Annotated in this window: 15 protein-coding genes; 9 read left to right on the top strand and 6 right to left on the bottom strand. The window is 42.3% G+C overall.

What is annotated here, in order from left to right; translation table 11 throughout:
- Window positions 1–318: 318 nt before the first annotated feature.
- The 4 genes from L884_RS0116375 to ettA form a co-directional block, all read right to left on the bottom strand.
- Window positions 319–1,398: a metallophosphoesterase gene (locus L884_RS0116375; protein WP_028768507.1), complete on the bottom strand. Its 1,080-nt coding sequence runs from the start codon at window positions 1,396–1,398 to the stop codon at window positions 319–321.
- Between the two features lie 44 nt (window positions 1,399–1,442).
- Window positions 1,443–2,549 (bottom strand): acyltransferase family protein, encoded by a 1,107-nt coding sequence (locus tag L884_RS0116380; protein WP_028768508.1) that lies wholly within the window; start codon window positions 2,547–2,549, stop codon window positions 1,443–1,445.
- A 158-nt stretch (window positions 2,550–2,707) separates the two neighbouring features.
- Window positions 2,708–3,922, bottom strand: coding sequence for a hypothetical protein (locus L884_RS0116385; protein ID WP_028768509.1), 1,215 nt, complete (start codon window positions 3,920–3,922; stop codon window positions 2,708–2,710).
- Window positions 3,923–4,178: 256 nt separating this feature from the next.
- Window positions 4,179–5,846, bottom strand: coding sequence for an energy-dependent translational throttle protein EttA (gene ettA, locus L884_RS0116390; RefSeq protein WP_028768510.1), 1,668 nt, complete (start codon window positions 5,844–5,846; stop codon window positions 4,179–4,181).
- A gap of 257 nt (window positions 5,847–6,103) precedes the next feature.
- Here ettA and glyA point away from each other — a divergent pair, with 257 nt between their 5' ends.
- The 9 genes from glyA to L884_RS0116435 all read left to right on the top strand — a co-directional run bounded on the left by glyA (window position 6,104) and on the right by L884_RS0116435 (window position 13,742).
- Window positions 6,104–7,360 (top strand): serine hydroxymethyltransferase, encoded by a 1,257-nt coding sequence (glyA, locus tag L884_RS0116395; protein ID WP_028768511.1) that lies wholly within the window; start codon window positions 6,104–6,106, stop codon window positions 7,358–7,360.
- 146 nt (window positions 7,361–7,506) lie between these two features.
- Window positions 7,507–7,956: a transcriptional regulator NrdR gene (nrdR, locus tag L884_RS0116400; RefSeq protein WP_028768512.1), complete on the top strand. Its 450-nt coding sequence runs from the start codon at window positions 7,507–7,509 to the stop codon at window positions 7,954–7,956.
- Window positions 7,957–8,023: 67 nt separating this feature from the next.
- Window positions 8,024–9,145 (top strand): bifunctional diaminohydroxyphosphoribosylaminopyrimidine deaminase/5-amino-6-(5-phosphoribosylamino)uracil reductase RibD, encoded by a 1,122-nt coding sequence (gene ribD / locus L884_RS0116405; RefSeq protein ID WP_028768513.1) that lies wholly within the window; start codon window positions 8,024–8,026, stop codon window positions 9,143–9,145.
- Between the two features lie 3 nt (window positions 9,146–9,148).
- A complete protein-coding gene (locus L884_RS0116410) occupies window positions 9,149–9,814 on the top strand; it encodes a riboflavin synthase (RefSeq protein WP_028768514.1) in 666 nt (221 codons plus the stop codon).
- Between the two features lie 154 nt (window positions 9,815–9,968).
- Window positions 9,969–11,072, top strand: a complete 1,104-nt coding sequence (gene ribBA / locus L884_RS0116415; RefSeq protein ID WP_028768515.1) for a bifunctional 3,4-dihydroxy-2-butanone-4-phosphate synthase/GTP cyclohydrolase II — start codon at window positions 9,969–9,971, stop codon at window positions 11,070–11,072.
- 145 nt (window positions 11,073–11,217) lie between these two features.
- Window positions 11,218–11,694, top strand: coding sequence for a 6,7-dimethyl-8-ribityllumazine synthase (ribH, locus tag L884_RS0116420; RefSeq protein ID WP_028768516.1), 477 nt, complete (start codon window positions 11,218–11,220; stop codon window positions 11,692–11,694).
- A gap of 14 nt (window positions 11,695–11,708) precedes the next feature.
- Entirely contained in the window at window positions 11,709–12,116 is a 408-nt protein-coding gene (gene nusB / locus L884_RS0116425; RefSeq protein WP_028768517.1) for a transcription antitermination factor NusB, read from the top strand.
- Between the two features lie 172 nt (window positions 12,117–12,288).
- Window positions 12,289–13,245: a thiamine-phosphate kinase gene (gene thiL / locus L884_RS0116430; protein WP_028768518.1), complete on the top strand. Its 957-nt coding sequence runs from the start codon at window positions 12,289–12,291 to the stop codon at window positions 13,243–13,245.
- 2 nt (window positions 13,246–13,247) lie between these two features.
- On the top strand, window positions 13,248–13,742 hold the full coding sequence (locus L884_RS0116435; protein WP_028768519.1) for a phosphatidylglycerophosphatase A family protein: 495 nt from the start codon (window positions 13,248–13,250) through the stop codon (window positions 13,740–13,742).
- Window positions 13,743–13,985: 243 nt separating this feature from the next.
- On the opposite strand, the gene recN is transcribed toward L884_RS0116435, so the two are convergent.
- Together recN and L884_RS0116445 are read right to left on the bottom strand one after the other, a co-directional pair.
- The gene (recN, locus tag L884_RS0116440; RefSeq protein WP_028768520.1) at window positions 13,986–15,647 is read right to left on the bottom strand and encodes a DNA repair protein RecN; all 1,662 of its coding nucleotides are present in this window, start codon (window positions 15,645–15,647) and stop codon (window positions 13,986–13,988) included.
- 307 nt (window positions 15,648–15,954) lie between these two features.
- A complete protein-coding gene (locus L884_RS0116445; protein ID WP_028768521.1) occupies window positions 15,955–17,577 on the bottom strand; it encodes a response regulator in 1,623 nt (540 codons plus the stop codon).
- Between the last annotated feature and the right edge of the window lie 114 nt (window positions 17,578–17,691).

A 17,691-nucleotide genomic window follows, 5' to 3' on the forward strand; every position in this document is an offset into this window, starting at 1 on the left:
AAAAATCCAGCTTTGTACGGTAAAGCAATGTAAAGTAAAGAAAATTAGAAGTTAACGTTTTACCATTTTTAAATAGTCTCTTAACAGTTTTAACTTGTTTTTATCGCTGTTTTCATTATTGGATCAAGTTGAAATTGGCTTAGCTCATTTGGGCATGAGTTTTTACACATTTAGCTTTAGTTTGAGCAAACGAATAAAGCCGTTTTAGTTGCTATAGGGGATTAAGTAAGGAGCCAAGAGCGGTAGTGTTAGCTACCACTCTTTGCTGTTAATTGTGTAAGCCAAATTAAGCTAAATGTTAACGGGGACTTTTGTGGATTATAACGGCTCGCGTTCACCATTAAATAAGCCACGGAGCAGTTCACCGTTGTCAATTAACAGTAACTCCCCTTGTTTGCCTAGCTTTATGCTGCTATCGATCGCGATTAGCTTATTATTAAATAGCCCTAACACTTGAGTCTGCGAGGTGTGGCCAACGGTAATATGCTTGACATCGAAATAAGCAAGAATACGATCGAGTTCGGACTCAGTAAAACCCTGTTTGAAATAACCACGATACCAAGTTGGCCCATTGCCGTAAAACAGGAAGTTTAACAATTCATCTTGCTTAAGTTCGCGCTTTGGGCGGCCGATGTTGTCGCGAAATATCTTATTGGCTTGTTTAATTGTTAATTTACGATCTAGCCATTCGCTGCTAATACCGCCATGCATATAAAGCACATCATTAATTTTTACTAAAGTGTGTTTACTGCGGAGCCATTGGCCTATTTCGGTATCTTCTCCATAGAGTGCATCGTTGCTGCGCTCAAGCAGTTGGCTAGCTAAATCATAACGTTGATGTACGTAGCGAAGATCGCCGCCTAATACCATTTGCTCATGATTGCCCATAAGCAGGTGTAGCATGCCTCCAGCCGCTTTTGCTTGCCTATCTAATTGATAGATGAACCAGAGTACTTCATTAATTTTATCGCCGCGATCAAACATGTCACCGGTGATCACCATATGGCCAGTACCAAAAGCCCAATTATTGTTGTCATCAATAATATTTTGATTCTTCAAAAGAGTGATAAGTACATCGTACTGTCCGTGAACATCACTCAATGCAACGATGTTTTTAACCCCTTGAAAGCTGTCAGGCATGACTTGTTTTACAGTATCACTTAATAACGGTTGTGGTAATTGACCGCAGTCAGTCGGACGTGTGAGTTGTTGCCCATTGGCGTAGTTATGCTTGAGCTGCGCATTACATATCCAGTAAGCAGAATGCGTTTCGTCAGGCTGCGCGCTAGGGTCGGTAAATACATAGGGGCCATCAAATTGATAGGCAGGTTGATTGTTAGCACTTACTGGTAAACACAGGCTGCAAAGCAACAGTGTAGAGAGCCAAAGTTTTAGCATAATAGATCACTTATTATTGTTGTTTTATAAAGTTAATTGTTGAATTACCAGCCTATAAGATAGCGACTGCGTTTGTTAAGACATTTCTTAATAATAATGGCGATAACATAAGAGATGGCTACCACAGTTAATGTAACCATTAGTGTGGTGAAAATATTGCCGTTATTAGCAATGCCGAACAAGTCGGGACTGTCGTAAACCATCCACCATGGGGTGGTGAGCCACGGATGAATAAAGTAAATCGCGAAACTGACTTCTGCTAATTTTTGTAATGGCATAATCGAAATATGCTCAAATTTATTTAAAATCGCCAAGATCACTAAAGTCAGTAGCAGCTTTTGTGGCAGCATTAAATCGGGAACTGTCATTTCAAAAGGTGCTTTGTTGAGTGTCCCTGCACCAAAGAATTGTGCTTGAATAAGGGCTAGAGCGATAGCTGCAAATAGCATAGCGAGCCAATATCTATCGATAAAAGCAAACAGTTTATCTCGGTGGTCAGATCCCCAAACACCGAGCAGGTATACAGGTAAAAAGTAAACTAAAGACTGGATTGCATTTAAATTGGAGATCGGTCGATGGATCATAATCGCAATCAACAGCAGTGGAATAGCGTAGTAGAGTACTTGTTGCTTTCTGATTAAATACATAACCCATGGCGACAGAGCAAATAGCATCATTCCCATAGGAATATACCAATATGCGGTTAAAGTGCGCCCTGTGATGACATACCAGCTTGCAGCTGCTGCGGGTGCAGATATATCAGCCATTTGTTGATGCATCATGGGGTCGGTGCCAACAGTTAAGTGCCAGACAATCCAAGGTAAAGACAATAGCAAGTAGGGCAGAAAAACAAATTTGCTTTTGTTCTTCATGTACTTTTTGTAATCCCAACGATGATAGAAAACATGATGAAACAGAAAGCCGGAGATAAACACGAAAAATACCGTGCCATTCATCATTAAGTTAAACCAAGCTTTGTCGGCAAAGGTTTCAATTTGCCAGCCTGCTGGGCGGTAACAATGGGCCATTACAATAAAAATAATTGCGATACCACGAAAGTGATTAATGCTATTTAAAAACGCTTTGGCCGGTGGCTTTTGAGTTGAAATTTGCTGTTGTGCTATCTTGTCTTGCGGTAGCTTATCATCCATGTGAGCAGCACTTATTGTTGTTATTTTATTCGGTTAGCATACATATAGAGGGACGTCAGAGTCCAATTTAATCGCTAACAGCTTAGATAAAATAAATTATATTTTTGCTAAAAAAATTGCTGAACCAGTGAATGGTTCAGCAATAACTTGCTAGTCACTTAACGCAAGCGCTCGCTGCTAAAGTCACTATTTTGCTGTGGCGTTGCTGCGGGTACGCCTATGAAATATTCGTAATCTTGTTTTTTATCGGTTTCTTGTTTTTTTGGGCTCGGTGTTGGAATGGTTGTGTTGTCTGCAAGCAGCGTAAACTTAGCCTTGGTTTTGCTGTTTCTTGGCTCAGACTTATGAGCAACAGGAGATAGGCGTTCTACGCTATTGCTGGCTTTGTTAGTGTTTACCGCTGAGGTGTGTTGATTGAAGTTATAGCTAAATACACCGTTCCCCTCAATTTTTTCAATGCTAGATTTGTCACTATTTTGGTAAGAAGCAAGAATACCGTGTTTACCTAAAGGAACTTCATGGAACAGCTTAGTGCCTGTACCGACTTTAATACCATTAATATACCAGTCTGCTTTAACGTTACTGACTAAGGTTATCATTGCCGAACGTAAGCCCAGCTTTTCATTAAGAACAGTATCGATTTTACTGTTATACGAGGGTTTAAAGCTCATTGCGACTTTATAGTCTAATTTGCCTTGCATATTCATGCTGGCATCAGTGACGTCATATGACAGTAGTACGCTTTTGTCATTTAAAAATGGTGAGTCATTGCGAGTGCTAGATAAAATTTCAGATTTTGACTTTTTTAAGCAATCAGTAATTGATTGGTATTTTGAGCACTGGGTAGAACCATCAAGGTTTACCTTATAGTTGCTTGATGACTTAGACAGATCCGCTAGAAGTCGATTAATAATGTCAGTTTTCAATTTGAACAGTTGCTGACTCTTATCTAAGCGCTGTTTATCGACAATTTCATATTCTTGCTGAACTATGACTCGTTGGCGTTCAATGGCCGCTGCATCAATTTTAGATTTTTGAGTTAAGTTGGCGGTTGAATTAACGTTAGTTTCGATTTGACTATAAAACTGAGCCAAGTTGGCTTTGGCGAGAATTTTATTAGGAAGCTGTGCGATCAACTCATTGTATGCAACTTCATTGGCGGCAATATTTTCTTTTAATTCTTGTAAGTCATAGTAGCGCTTATTTAGTTTGGAGAACTTGTCATTCACCTTTATCAGTTCAGCATCAATACTATATTGCTGTTCAATTTCATTTAAACTGGCTTGTTCTGAGGGAGTGATTACCTTGAGATTGGCAAACGAATTGGCTGAAAATAAGCATAAAAGTGTTAAGGCTACAGAACCGTACTTCACTGAAAACTCCATTTAAATTAATCAAAACTACTAACAATCAGTCCATTTGGATTGTGACTTTAGGGTTGCTAAATTGTTGCAAATTATTGAGTTGCACGCATGTTACTTAACTTAATAAGGGTTTACAAATAGATTGTGGCTATATCTGACGAAATTTTGACACTGAGGTTGGAAATTGACATAAACAGTTATGTTGCGCAGATAAAAAAAGGGCCTAGAACAGTATTGCTCTAGGCCCTTACACAGAGTTAAATCGTTATTTAACCATGCGCTTGTATTTTAAGCGGTGCGGCTCAATAACATCTGTCCCCATGGTTTCTTTTAACCATGTCGAGTATTCAGTGTAGTTACCTTCGTAGAAGTTAACTTTACCTTCATCACGGTAGTCTAAGATGTGGGTTGCAATTCTATCGAGGAACCAACGGTCGTGAGAGATCACCATGGCACAGCCCGGGAACTCAAGCAGCGCTTCTTCTAGTGCACGTAGTGTTTCAACGTCCAAATCGTTGGTTGGTTCGTCGAGAAGCAGTACGTTACCGCCAGCTTGTAGTAGCTTAGCTAAATGTACACGGTTACGTTCACCACCTGATAAGGTACCGATTATCTTTTGCTGATCACCACCACGGAAGTTAAAGCGGCCAACATAGGCACGGCTTGGAATTTCTGTGTTATTGATACGCATGATATCTTGACCACCAGAGATCTCTTCCCAAACCGTGTTTTTATCATTCATTGAGTCACGGAACTGCTCAACCGATGCAATTTGCACTGAGTCACCGAGCTCTACGCTACCGCTATCTGGTTGCTCTGCGCCTGAAATCATCTTGAATAGTGTTGATTTACCTGCACCGTTAGCACCGATAATACCGACGATTGCGCCCTTAGGTACTGAGAAGCTTAAGTCGTCAATTAATACGCGGTCACCGTAAGACTTAGTTAGGTTGTTTACTTCAATAACCTTGTCACCTAGACGTGGTCCTGGTGGAATAAATAGCTCGTTAGTTTCGTTACGCTTTTGGTAGTCGTTAGTATTTAACTCTTCAAAGCGAGCCATACGCGCCTTACCTTTAGACTGACGACCTTTAGTGCCTTGGCGTACCCACTCAAGTTCTTTGGCAATGGTTTTTTGGCGTGCGCTTTCAGCTGCTGACTCTTGCTGTAAACGTGCATCTTTTTGTTCAAGCCAAGAAGAGTAGTTACCTTCCCACGGAATACCTTCACCACGGTCAAGCTCTAAAATCCAGCCAGCTGCGTTATCGAGGAAATATCTATCGTGGGTAATGGCCACAACAGTACCTGTGTACTCTTGTAAGAAGCGTTCTAACCAGGCAACAGATTCAGCGTCTAAGTGGTTAGTTGGTTCGTCGAGTAATAGCATGTCTGGTTTTTCAAGCAGCAAACGACAGATCGCGACACGGCGACGCTCACCACCCGATAACACTTCAATCTTTTCATCCCAATCTGGTAGACGCAGTGCGTTAGCGGCACGATCTAACATCACATCTAGGTTATGTGCATCTTGAGATTGGATAATGGCTTCTAGCTCACCTTGTTCTTTAGCAAGTGCATCAAAGTCTGCATCTGGCTCAGCGTAAAGTGCATATACTTCATCTAAACGTACTAATGCGTTTTTCGCTTCAGCAACCGCTTCTTCAACGGCTTCACGTACAGTTTGATTCGGATCGAGTTTTGGTTCCTGTGGTAAGTAACCAATTTTAAGATCTTGCATTGGGCGCGCTTCACCTTCAATTTCGGTGTCTAGGCCGGCCATAATGCGTAGAAGGGTTGATTTACCTGAGCCGTTTAGACCCAAAACACCGATTTTTGCGCCAGGGAAAAAGCTTAATGAGATGTCTTTAAGAATTTGCTTCTTAGGCGGAACAATTTTGCCCACTCTAAGCATGCTATATACAAATTGAGCCATACTATTTCTCTTTAATGGTATTTGTTCTTTGTTGAATGGGCCTAATTCTACTTGGTTCATTGCAGAATTAAAATCTGAATTAACCGAGTATAAACCAATGCTGAGACTTGGTTGTTTTAGGCTGATTCGTTCTTTTTACAAAACTCACTCATTTATAAATGCAAGTAATTTCATGATGCAAATGCTGGGATTGTGATCAAATGCGCTGTAGAATACCGCGCAACCCTACTAGAAGAATTTTACAGCTGGAGTGAGTAATGCTGAAAAAAGATATGAATATCGCGGATTACGATCCACAACTATTTGCAGCAATTGAAGATGAAACCCGTCGTCAAGAAGAGCACATCGAACTCATTGCTTCAGAAAACTACACTAGTCCTCGCGTGATTGAAGCCCAAGGTACACAGCTAACGAATAAGTACGCTGAAGGTTACCCTGGTAAGCGTTATTACGGTGGTTGTGAGCATGTTGATATCGTTGAAGAACTTGCGATTTCTCGTGCAAAAGAGCTATTCGGTGCAACATATGCAAACGTGCAGCCACACTCTGGTTCACAAGCTAACGCAGCCGTATTTATGGCGCTACTACAAGGTGGTGATACTGTTCTAGGTATGAGCCTTGCGCACGGTGGCCACTTAACTCACGGTTCACATGTAAGCTTCTCTGGTAAGCTATACAATTCAGTTCAGTACGGTATCGATGAAACAACAGGTAAGATTGATTACGCTGAAGTTGAGCGTTTAGCGCTAGAACATAAGCCTAAAATGATCATTGCAGGTTTCAGTGCTTACTCAGGCATTATCGACTGGGGTAAGTTCCGCGAAATCGCTGATAAAGTAGGTGCTTACCTATTTGTTGATATGGCACACGTAGCTGGTCTTGTTGCTGCTGGTATCTATCCAACACCAATGCCACACGCTCACGTTGTAACTACGACAACTCACAAGACGCTTGCTGGCCCGCGTGGTGGTTTGATCCTTTCAGCTTGTAATGATGAAGATATTTACAAGAAGCTAAACTCAGCGGTATTCCCAGGCGGCCAAGGTGGTCCACTAATGCATGTTATTGCTGCTAAAGCGGTTGCATTTAAAGAAGCATTAGATCCAGAGTTTACAACATACCAAGAGCAAGTCGTGGTTAACGCTAAAGCTATGGCGCGTACGTTCATCGAACGTGGTTATGATGTTGTTTCTGGCGGTACAGATAACCACCTATTCTTGCTTGATTTGATCAGCAAAGATATCACAGGTAAAGATGCTGACGCTGCACTAGGTAACGCTAACATCACTGTGAACAAAAACTCAGTTCCAAATGATCCACGCTCTCCATTCGTGACCTCTGGTCTACGTATTGGTTCTCCTGCAATCACTCGTCGTGGTTTTGGTGAAGAAGAGTCTGTGTTACTGACTAACTGGATGTGTGACATCTTAGACGACATTACCGATCTAGCCGTTAGCGAGCGCGTTAAGGGTCAGGTTCTGGAATTGTGCGCTAAGTTCCCTGTTTACGGTTAACCTTAAGCGTTAAATCAGTTAGACTCCTATGGCCGCATTTATGCGGCCATTTTTGTTTATTCGAACATACTTCTTATTCGGGTCTATTTGCTAAGGTTGATTACTACCTAGCGAGTGAAATCCATTAACTTCTAAGCGGAGGCTAAATGCATTGTCCATTTTGCAGCGCAACTGACACAAAAGTGATTGATTCGCGCTTAGTCGCAGACGGCCATCAGGTGCGTCGACGTAGAGAGTGTGTTCAATGTCATGAACGTTTTACTACTTTTGAAGGCGCTGAACTCGTTATGCCTCGAGTGGTAAAACAAGACGGTAGCCGTCAGCCATTCGATGAAGAAAAACTGCGCGGTGGCATGTTAAGAGCCGTTGAGAAAAGACCTGTGTCTATGGACCAAATTGAGCAGGCATTAAGTAAGATAAAATCAACTTTACGCGCGACAGGTGAGCGTGAAGTAAAATCTGAAATGATTGGTAACTTGATGATGGAACAGTTGGTTAACTTAGATAAAGTGGCCTACATTCGTTTTGCGTCAGTTTATCGTGCTTTTGAAGACGTTTCAGAGTTTGGTGAAGCCATCGCTAAACTACAAAAGTAAATGACATAATTAGGGCTAAGTGGAAACTTAGCCCTTTATCAATCTATAAATCGGAATTGCAGCCATTATGTGGTCTATTGAAGACAGCCAAATGATGAGCCTTGCCATTGAGTTGGCTCAAAAAGGGATGTACACCACGCGCCCAAATCCTAGTGTTGGTAGCGTAATCGTTAAAGACGGCGAAATTGTTGGTGAAGGTTATCACATTCGTGCTGGTGGTCCTCACGCTGAAGTATATGCGCTAAACATGGCGGGCACAGATGCTAAAGGCGCCACTGCTTATGTGACGCTTGAGCCTTGCAGTCATTATGGCCGTACTCCACCTTGTGCTAAAGCCCTTATTGAACACGGTGTCAGCCGAGTCGTTATCGCGGTACCAGACCCTAACCCTGAAGTATCTGGTCGTGGCATTGCTATGCTGCGTGATGCAGGTATTAAAGTTGACGTCGGCTTAATGACCGAAGAAGCAAAACAGGTCAATTTGGGCTTTTTAAAGCGCATGGAGCAGGGCGTACCTTGGGTTACGGTTAAGCTTGCTGCTAGCCTAGATGGTAAAACCGCGTTATCAAATGGTGTGTCTAAATGGATCACCGGACCTGAGGCTCGTAGTGATGTGCAGCGCCTTAGAGCTCGTCATTGTGCAATTGTAACTGGGGTTGAAACCATTATTGCGGATAACCCTAGTTTAAATGTGCGCCATAGTGAGTTAGGCTCACTGGCAAATCAAATTGCCCCTGCAGAAATTCATCAGCCATTGCGCGTGGTAGTCGATACCAATGCGCGTCTTGGCGCTGAGCTAAACTTATTTAAGCAAGCAACCCCTGTATTATTGGTAAGTGCTAAACCTTACCCGGAAGAGGTGCAAGCTGCGTGGCCTGAACATGTATCGCAGCAGATTTTGCCAACCCATGATGGCCGTATAGATTTAACGCTGTTGCTAGGTTTACTGGGTAAAACCTGTAACTCAGTACTCATCGAAGCAGGGGCAACCTTAGCTGGGGCGGTGGTGAATCAAGGTTTAGCCGACGAAATTGTGCTGTATCAAGCGTTAAAGATCCTTGGTGGGCAAGGCCGAAACCTATTGGCTTTAGATGATTTTCAAACTATGGCAGAGATCCCACAGATCACCCTAATCGATGAGCGTAAAGTGGGCAAAGACACCCGCTTAACGTTAAGAGTGAGTAATTAGTTTATGTTTACTGGAATTATTGAATCTGTTGGCCACTTGAGAAAAGTGGAACGTCGCGGTGATGATATTCGTTTAACCGTCGCCAGCGGCAAATTAGACTTATCTGATGTCAAGCTAGGCGACAGTATTGCGACCAACGGTGTGTGTTTAACCGTTGTTGAACTCATGAGCGACGGTTATGTCGCAGATATTTCTGCTGAAACCGTCAGTTTGACGGGTTTCTCTCATTATCAAGTGGGTAAAGCGGTTAACCTTGAAAAAGCAGTGACACCAACAACGCGTCTTGGTGGTCATATGGTCAGTGGGCATGTAGACGGTATTGCCCTAGTAGAGAATAGACAGCTACGTGGTCAAGCTATTGAATTTTGGTTATCACCACCACAAGAGCTAGGACGTTATATTGCTCATAAAGGCTCGATTACTATCGACGGTGTGAGTTTAACGGTAAACGAAGTGCAAGGGCATAAGTTTAGATTAACAATTGTGCCGCATACCGCAGGTGAAACCACATTAGTTGATTTAAAAGCGGGTGATAGCGTTAATATCGAAGTGGACTTGATAGCCAGACACTTAGAGCGTTTGATGACTTACGGTAGTCAGCAAGCAGATGCTGCACCTAAATCTGAAGTCACAATGGAACTGTTAGCTCGCTCAGGGTTTTTAAGATAAACACTGGCTTAAGGGCTGCTTGGCGATTAAATTTGATTTAAGCAGCTTATTGAAGAGCAATAGATAAAGAATAAACATTAATTTACATACTCAATAGGAGCGGTGACCTCAATTTAAGCCGCTTATTGCAGTAACAAAAAATAAAGGTCTGAACATGGCGTTACATAGTATAGAAGAGATCATCGAGGATATTCGTCAAGGCAAGATGGTGATCTTGATGGACGATGAAGACAGAGAAAATGAAGGCGACCTAATCATGGCTGCTGACATGGTGACGCCAGCAGCGATTAACTTTATGGCGACATTTGGCCGTGGTCTAATTTGTCAAACAATGACTAAAGCGCGTTGTCAGCAATTAAATCTGCCGCTAATGGTGACCAATAATAACGCGCAATTCTCAACCAACTTTACCGTTTCTATCGAAGCGGCCGAGGGTGTGACTACTGGTATTTCAGCCCAAGACCGCGCAGTAACAGTGCTTGCTGCAGTAGGTAAAGATGCTAAGCCATCTGATATCGTACAACCTGGTCATATTTTCCCTTTAATGGCGCAAGAAGGTGGGGTTCTGATCCGTGCCGGCCACACTGAAGCAGGCTGTGACTTAGCTCGTTTAGCAGGTTTTGAGCCGTCATCAGTGATTGTTGAAATTTTGAATGACGACGGCACTATGGCGCGTCGTCCAGATCTTGAAATCTTTGCTGAAAAGCATGGTTTAAAGATGGGCACGATTGCCGATCTAATTGAATACCGTAACACTAAAGAAACCAGTGTTGTAAGAGAAGCTAAATGCAAACTACCAACTCGCTTTGGTGAGTTTGAGATGCTGACTTACCGTGACACCATTGATAACCAACTACATTATGTATTGGTTAAAGGTGAGATTACCGATAACACATTGGTACGTGTTCACCTACAAAATACCTTTAATGATCTATTACATTCAGAGCGCGATCAGCAGCGTAGTTGGCCACTAGAAAAGGCAATGGAGCGTATTAGCAACGAAGGCGGTGTACTGGTTTTACTGGGCAATCAAGAACACAGCAGCGACATTCTAGCTAAGGTTAAAGCTTTTGAAGCGGAAGATAATGGCAGTGCGCCGACCGCTGCACCTTGGAAGGGCACTTCGCGTCAAGTTGGTGTTGGCTCACAAATTTTAGCTGATATAGGTGTAACTACAATGCGCCTATTGAGTTCACCAAAGCGTTATCATTCTCTTTCTGGCTTCGGCTTAGAAGTGACTGATTATATAGCAGAATAAAAAACCGCCTCAGGCTAATTATTAGCTTGAGGCTTAAATTCACACTTTTCTTATTAATTGCATAGAGATCAGCGCGAAGTGCTGTGGTATCATACCGCCTCTTCCGTCCCTATGTAGGGTAATTAAGCTAATTTAGGTAAGATAAATGAACGTAGTTCAAGGTAATATCGAATCGAAAAACGCCAAAGTTGCGATCGTAGTTTCACGTTTTAACAGCTTTGTTGTTGATAGTTTACTCGATGGCGCGGTAGACACTCTTAAGCGTTTTGGCCAAGTTGCAGATGAAAATATCACTGTGATCCGTGTGCCTGGCGCTGTTGAACTGCCACTTGCTGCTCGCCGTGTTGCGGCTAGCGGAAAATTTGACGGTATCATTGCACTAGGTGCAGTAATCCGTGGTGGTACACCTCATTTCGATTTTGTTGCAGGCGAATGTAATAAAGGTTTAGCTCAGGTAGCGCTTGAGTTTGATCTTCCTGTTTCATTCGGCGTGTTAACCACTGATACCATTGAGCAAGCTATTGAACGCTCTGGTACTAAAGCAGGTAACAAAGGTGGCGAAGCTGCTCTTGGTCTGCTAGAAATGGTTAACGTTCTGCAAGCACTTGAAGAACAGCTGTAATTTAGGACAATTTAATGAAGCCTTCAGAGCGCCGTAAGGCCCGCCGTTTAGCCGTTCAGGCCATTTATTCATGGCAGCTAAGTGGTAACAATATTGCTGATGTTGAGCATGAGTTTCTAACTGAACAAGATGTTGCTGGCGTTGATATCGCTTACTTCCGTGAGCTATTAGGCGGCGTTGCAACAAAGAAGAGTCAATTGGATGAGCAAATTGCTCCGTTCGTGACTCGTCCACTTGATGAAGTGGATCCAGTTGAAAAAGCGATTGTACGTATCGCAGCTTATGAACTGACATTCCGTAAGGATGTGCCTTATAAGGTAGCGATTAACGAAGCTATCGAGCTAGCAAAAGCATTTGGCGCAGAAGATGGTCATAAGTTTGTTAACGGCATTCTTGATAAGCTGGTAGCACGCAATAAATAATTGAAACGGCATCCTCGGATGCCGTTTTTGTTATGTTCAACAAGGAGGTTAGAGCAGTCCGCGCATTTTTACTTTAGGTAAAACCCCCAAGTTTTGTTTTGCCAGAGTATCGGTCTGATTTAATTTACCTCTACCTTCTTTAAACCTTTCTTTGTTATTTGTGAACGATATTGTGAAAGAATTTCAATTAATAGAAAGCTTCTTTACTGGGCGAGCTCAGTCGCGCAAAGATGTTGCCATCGGTATTGGTGATGATTGCGCTATAGTGACGCCTGCGGTTAACAAGTCAATTGCTATTTCTTGTGACACCTTAGTTGAAAATGTGCACTTTTTCCCCAATATGCCAGCTAAAGAGCTTGGCTATAAATCTTTGGCGGTGAACCTTTCTGATTTAGCTTCTATGGGCGCAGAACCAGCTTGGATGACGCTAGCGCTGACTTTACCAGAGGTTGATGAGCAGTGGTTAGCTGACTTTAGTGAAGGCTTGTTTGAAATTGCTGAGTATTACGGCGTTGCACTCATTGGCGGGGATACCACTCGTGGCCCACGCTCTATCACTGTGACTATTAACGGCCAAGTACCGCAGGACACCGGGTTAACTCGCAGTGGTGCTAACAATGGCGACTGGATTTATGTTACCGGAACATTGGGCGATTCTGCCTTAGGTTTAGATATTTTGCGCGGCAAGGTTAACCTAGAAAATACTGATAGAGATTACTTAATTGGTCGTCACTATAGACCAACTCCAAGAGTGCTCGCGGGGCAGTCTTTACGTATGCTAGCATCTAGCGCCATTGATATTTCTGACGGCATCATGTCAGATCTACAACACATCATTAAAGGCTCACAGGTTGGTGCGGTAATTAATGTCGAGCGTTTACCGCTATCTGATGAGCTTAAGCGCAGTGTTGATCTTGAAACGGCACTTAGTTATGCCTTAACTGGTGGTGAAGACTATGAACTACTCTTTACTGTTCCAGAATCACAAAAAGGCGCATTAGAGATGGCACTTGTCGAAACGGGTGTACGTTTTACCCAAATCGGTCAAATTTGTACAGGTGGCCAATTAAAGCTGCTGCAAGATAATCAACCATTTGAGCCTAGCAACTTAGGTTTTGAGCACTTTTAGTCATGAAGCTACTTTCAACAGATCCTGTGTTAGCTAAGCTTTCACTAAAAAATCCGATCCACTTTTTAGCCTTAGGTTTTGGCTCTGGTTTAGCTGCAAAAGCACCGGGCACTTTTGGCACATTAGCCGCAATTCCATTGTATTTATTGATGGCACCTTTGAGTCTGCCTTGGTACATATTGTTAACCATTATCAGTGTTTTGGCTGGCTTTTATATTTGCGATAAAGCCTCAAAAGATATGGGGGTTCATGACCATGGTGCGATAGTGTGGGACGAAGTTGCAGGCCTACTTATTACTATGATTGCCGCTCCTGCTGGCTGGCAATGGTTAGTGATTGGCTTCGCACTATTTCGTTTTTTTGATATTTTAAAGCCATGGCCTATTCGCTGGCTTGATGCCAAAGTGCATGGCGGTATTGGTATTATGATCGATGATGTGCTGGCTGGTGTATTTGCCTTTGCCTGTTTACAAGGGTTAGCCCATTACTTTGCTTAATTGGCGAGTTTGAATAAAAAAGTGCAGAGCCAAAGCTCTGCATTTTTGTTTTATAACTTCACAAGGGAGCAACTATTCTTTCAATTATTCGCCTTGAATTAGTTTGCCAAAAACGCTCTGAGTAGAGCAAGTTCTTATACTAATTGGTATTAGCCCATTACTTTGCTTAATTGGCGAGTTTGAATAAAAAAGTGTAGAGCCAAAGCTCTGCATTTTTGTTTTACGCTTATTCATTTAGTGTAGCTAGCTTAGTAGTAACTCTTTAGCATTTGCTAAGGTGTTACTGGTAATGGTGTCGCCACCAAGTAATCTTGCAAGCTCTTCAATGCGCTGGTTTTTATCAAGCGCAACCATAGAGGTTTCAGTCTTACCCGCTTTACTACTTTTATTAACAAACATATGTTGGTGACCATTGCCGGCAACTTGGGGTAAATGGGTCACACAGAAAACTTGCGTTGACTCACCTAGGCTTCTAAGCATGCGGCCTACAACTGCTGCAGTTGGCCCCGAGATCCCTACATCGACCTCATCGAAAATCAGTGTAGGTGTCGAGACTTTTTTAGCCGTTATTACCTGAATACCAAGGCCTATACGTGAAAGCTCACCACCAGAGGCGACTTTAGCAATAGGTTGCAAAGGTTGGCCTGGGTTAGTCGACACTAAAAACTCAATACTGTCACAACCTGTTGGGGTAGTGATTGACTCATTAAAAGTCACTGCAATATTGAATTTACCTTTTGGCATATTTAATTCATGGATAGATTGCGTTACTTGCTTATCTAACTCTTTTGCGTAGCGGCTTCGGCTTTGGCTAAGCTTTCGAGCATGAACCAGATAGGCTTCTCGACTCGCTTTTAACTGCTCTTTTATATCATCAAGTTTATCGTCATCAGAGCCTAAATCTTCAAGTTCTTCTAGCAAACTCTGATGATGTTGATATAGCTCGCTGGCGCTGACTTGATGTTTGCGCGCAAGTTGCATCGTTTTCGATAGACGTTGTTCTAAGTGAGCAAAATACTCAGGATCCAGCTCTAGACCATCGAGGTAACGTTCAATTTCGCTGGTACTTTCCTGAACTTGAATAAGCGCGTCATTAAGCATGTTCACCACATTGCCAAATGCAGGATCATAGCTTTCAAGATCTTGCCCTTGGCCGATTGATGAGTTTAGTAATGACTCGACACTGCCTTCTTCGTTATCTTGCAAAATGTGCAGCTGGCTGCGGCAAAGTTCAATCAATGCTGTGCTATTGGCTAGTTTCTTATGCTCAGCTTCAATAGACTCAAACTCGCCTTCATTGATAGCAAACTCATTGAGCTCTTCAACTTGATATTGCAGCAATTGCTTACGGGCTAAACGTTCTTGCTGAGAGGTTTCCATTAAGTGCAATTGCTTTTCAATGGTTTTACACCTGTGGTAGCTAGAGTTCACGCTTTCGAGCAGCATTTTATGGTTAGCATAGCTGTCTAATAGTGTCAGTTGGTGCTCACTTTTAAGCATGGCATGATGAGCATGCTGCCCATGAATACCTATGAGTAATTGACCAAGAGACTTTATTTGCGCTAACGGTACTGGGTTCCCATTGATATAGGCGCGTGAACGGCCATCACTGCTAATGGTGCGGCGGAGTATGCATTCATCGTCTAAATCAAGATCGTTGTCTTCAAGCCAGCGCTTGGCTTGAGGGGTATCATTTAATAAAAAGCGGGCACTTACTTCGGCCTTTGTCGCATCAGGTCTAATTGCATTAGCGTCGGCTCGATTACCTAAACATAGGCCGAGGGCATCGATAGCGATCGATTTACCTGCGCCGGTTTCACCGGTAATACTGGTCATGCCAGCTTTAAAATCGAGTTCTAAAAAACGCACAATAGCAAAGTTGTTGATACTGAGTTGGCAAAGCATAGTGATGTCCTTTTCAAAACACTGTATAACTACACAGTATATACTGTTTTTCTATACAGTAAATATGACTATTCAAATTAATGTGCGCTGCATAGCAATTTTATGGTTAGGCTAAATTATAAACAGTGGTTTATTACAGCATAGCTATTGGCTAGCCTTTTGGAGTTCGTTTTTGACTTGGTTTGATTGGTTTTGTTGTTGCTCAGGTGTTTAGCTGTTGTTTAGGCGGCACTTATTAAGTATTTTCAATGTTTAGATACATAACGACTGACAAAAAAGCCAAATGCGCTGGCATTTGGCTTTTGGGTTATTTTGATTTGTTGTTACATGTATCGACGGCGGACTGATAATAGTGCTGGTAACCGAGAGTGGCTAGCTCTTGCTCGGAGTACAGTTGCCTGATGACATTATCACAGCGCTCAATTATCTCGGTAACCTGAGTTACCCCGTATTGTCTTGGCCACACGTAAGCCAAAGTTTTTATGATGTTTAGGCAAACGGTTTTTAATAGTGGAGCTGTTTCGTTAATTGCTAAATAGAGCTCCAGCAGACTGCGCTGGTCTAAATTGTTGTCTTTTAAAATTTGGTACTTTTGTTTCAGCCAGTTTTTCTTGGTTTCATTGTTCTTTTTCAAACCTTCTAACATTGAAACTTTGCTGGAAAATATAATCTGATTGCCTTCCAAGTTTAAGTTTTGGCCGCACCATTGAATTGCCTCACTAAATTCACTTTCGACACTCATGACGTTTAGGAGCCAAGCATAGTGATATGTGGCATAGAAGTGATGAAAGCACTCTTTTTTATGTAAGCTCTTTAAGATGCTCATTGCCGATCGGTAGAAGCCAAGCTCTACTGAAATATGGGCTTTGAGCATTTCAACTTCATTTAGGATCGACTCATCTTTACTATTCATTAGCGCTCGAATATGGTGCTTAGCTTCTTCAATTAAAGCGAGTTTGTTTGGTGCTGTGTGAGCTTGATATAGCAGGACACGAACGAGTCCTAGCTTGCTAAAGTCGTTATTACGGTAAGTTTCTTTATTGATCTCTAAGTATAAACGGTATCGCTCTAGCGCTTGATCGTAGTCCTCCACTGAAAGGCAAAGATTAACGATGATCAGCTCACGCTCTGAGTTACCCGGCACCAGCTGGCTTGCCAGTTCTAAGTGAGAGATTGCCGCAGGAATATCACTGTCTTTTAGTTTTATATAAGCCGCTTCCGTTCGAACTTGAGTGTCGTTTGGCTTACTTGTAAGTAACTGATTAATAATTTTTTCAGCTTCTTCTATTTGGCCTAAACAGGCTAACGAGTTTGCTAACCCCACTTTGGCCCAATCCAGTTCTTTTTTCTCCAAAGTCGATTGATAAACAGCTTTGGCTTGTTCATGGCGTTTTAGTATGGTCAAAAACGAGGCTTTAAATCGCTCAATAACGAAATAGAATTCAGGGTGGAAAGGGGCGATTTCGCTGCATAGTTGTAGGCCTTTTTCGGCATCTAACTGTCGCTCAGCAGCATAAAGCGCAGCCAGTTTTTCACGGCGACGGATTGCTAACGATAAACGCTGTTTTAATGTGATGGCATTAAATGGTTTTAGTAAATACTCATCAGGCTTTAGCTCAACAATAGGCCTTACTGTCGCAGCAGTGTTATCACCGGTGACTAGAATAAACACCGATTTGTCCGACAAAAGATTGAGATGTTTAAACTCTTCAAATAGTTGTTTGCCGTTCATACCTGTGCCAAAGTTGTAATCACAGATGACGACATCAAATGACTTATTGCTGGCAAGATCCAGTGCCATTTTTGCTGACTTAGATGTGAAAATATTGGCCTCTAAGAAGCCTAGCTTTACCAACATACTTTTGATAGTAAATAGAAAGGTAGGCGCATCGTCTATGATTAACACTTTGATTGTTTGAAATAATTGCATTGCAAGTATGTTCCAAAAACAAGTGGGCAGTTTTGGCTGCCACTATACGAAATCTATAAAATTTAATAGAAGCAAGTTAGCATTATCACTAATATGGATTAACGTTAAGCTTCG

This window comes from Shewanella fidelis ATCC BAA-318 (genome assembly GCF_000518605.1).
GTDB classification, from domain to species: domain Bacteria; phylum Pseudomonadota; class Gammaproteobacteria; order Enterobacterales; family Shewanellaceae; genus Shewanella; species Shewanella fidelis.

Excerpts from the sequence above, each read along its gene's own strand:
- L884_RS0116410 (WP_028768514.1), top strand. The coding sequence starts at position 9,149 with ATGTTTACTGGAATTATTGAATCTGTTGGCCACTTGAGAAAAGTGGAA.
- glyA (WP_028768511.1), top strand. The coding sequence starts at position 6,104 with ATGCTGAAAAAAGATATGAATATCGCGGATTACGATCCACAACTATTT.
- ribBA (WP_028768515.1), top strand. The coding sequence starts at position 9,969 with ATGGCGTTACATAGTATAGAAGAGATCATCGAGGATATTCGTCAAGGC.
- L884_RS0116380 (WP_028768508.1), bottom strand. The coding sequence starts at position 2,549 with ATGGATGATAAGCTACCGCAAGACAAGATAGCACAACAGCAAATTTCA.
- ribD (WP_028768513.1), top strand. The coding sequence starts at position 8,024 with ATGTGGTCTATTGAAGACAGCCAAATGATGAGCCTTGCCATTGAGTTG.
- L884_RS0116375 (WP_028768507.1), bottom strand. The coding sequence starts at position 1,398 with ATGCTAAAACTTTGGCTCTCTACACTGTTGCTTTGCAGCCTGTGTTTA.
- nrdR (WP_028768512.1), top strand. The coding sequence starts at position 7,507 with ATGCATTGTCCATTTTGCAGCGCAACTGACACAAAAGTGATTGATTCG.
- L884_RS0116445 (WP_028768521.1), bottom strand. The coding sequence starts at position 17,577 with ATGCAATTATTTCAAACAATCAAAGTGTTAATCATAGACGATGCGCCT.
- recN (WP_028768520.1), bottom strand. The coding sequence starts at position 15,647 with ATGCTTTGCCAACTCAGTATCAACAACTTTGCTATTGTGCGTTTTTTA.
- ettA (WP_028768510.1), bottom strand. The coding sequence starts at position 5,846 with ATGGCTCAATTTGTATATAGCATGCTTAGAGTGGGCAAAATTGTTCCG.
- L884_RS0116435 (WP_028768519.1), top strand. The coding sequence starts at position 13,248 with ATGAAGCTACTTTCAACAGATCCTGTGTTAGCTAAGCTTTCACTAAAA.
- nusB (WP_028768517.1), top strand. The coding sequence starts at position 11,709 with ATGAAGCCTTCAGAGCGCCGTAAGGCCCGCCGTTTAGCCGTTCAGGCC.
- ribH (WP_028768516.1), top strand. The coding sequence starts at position 11,218 with ATGAACGTAGTTCAAGGTAATATCGAATCGAAAAACGCCAAAGTTGCG.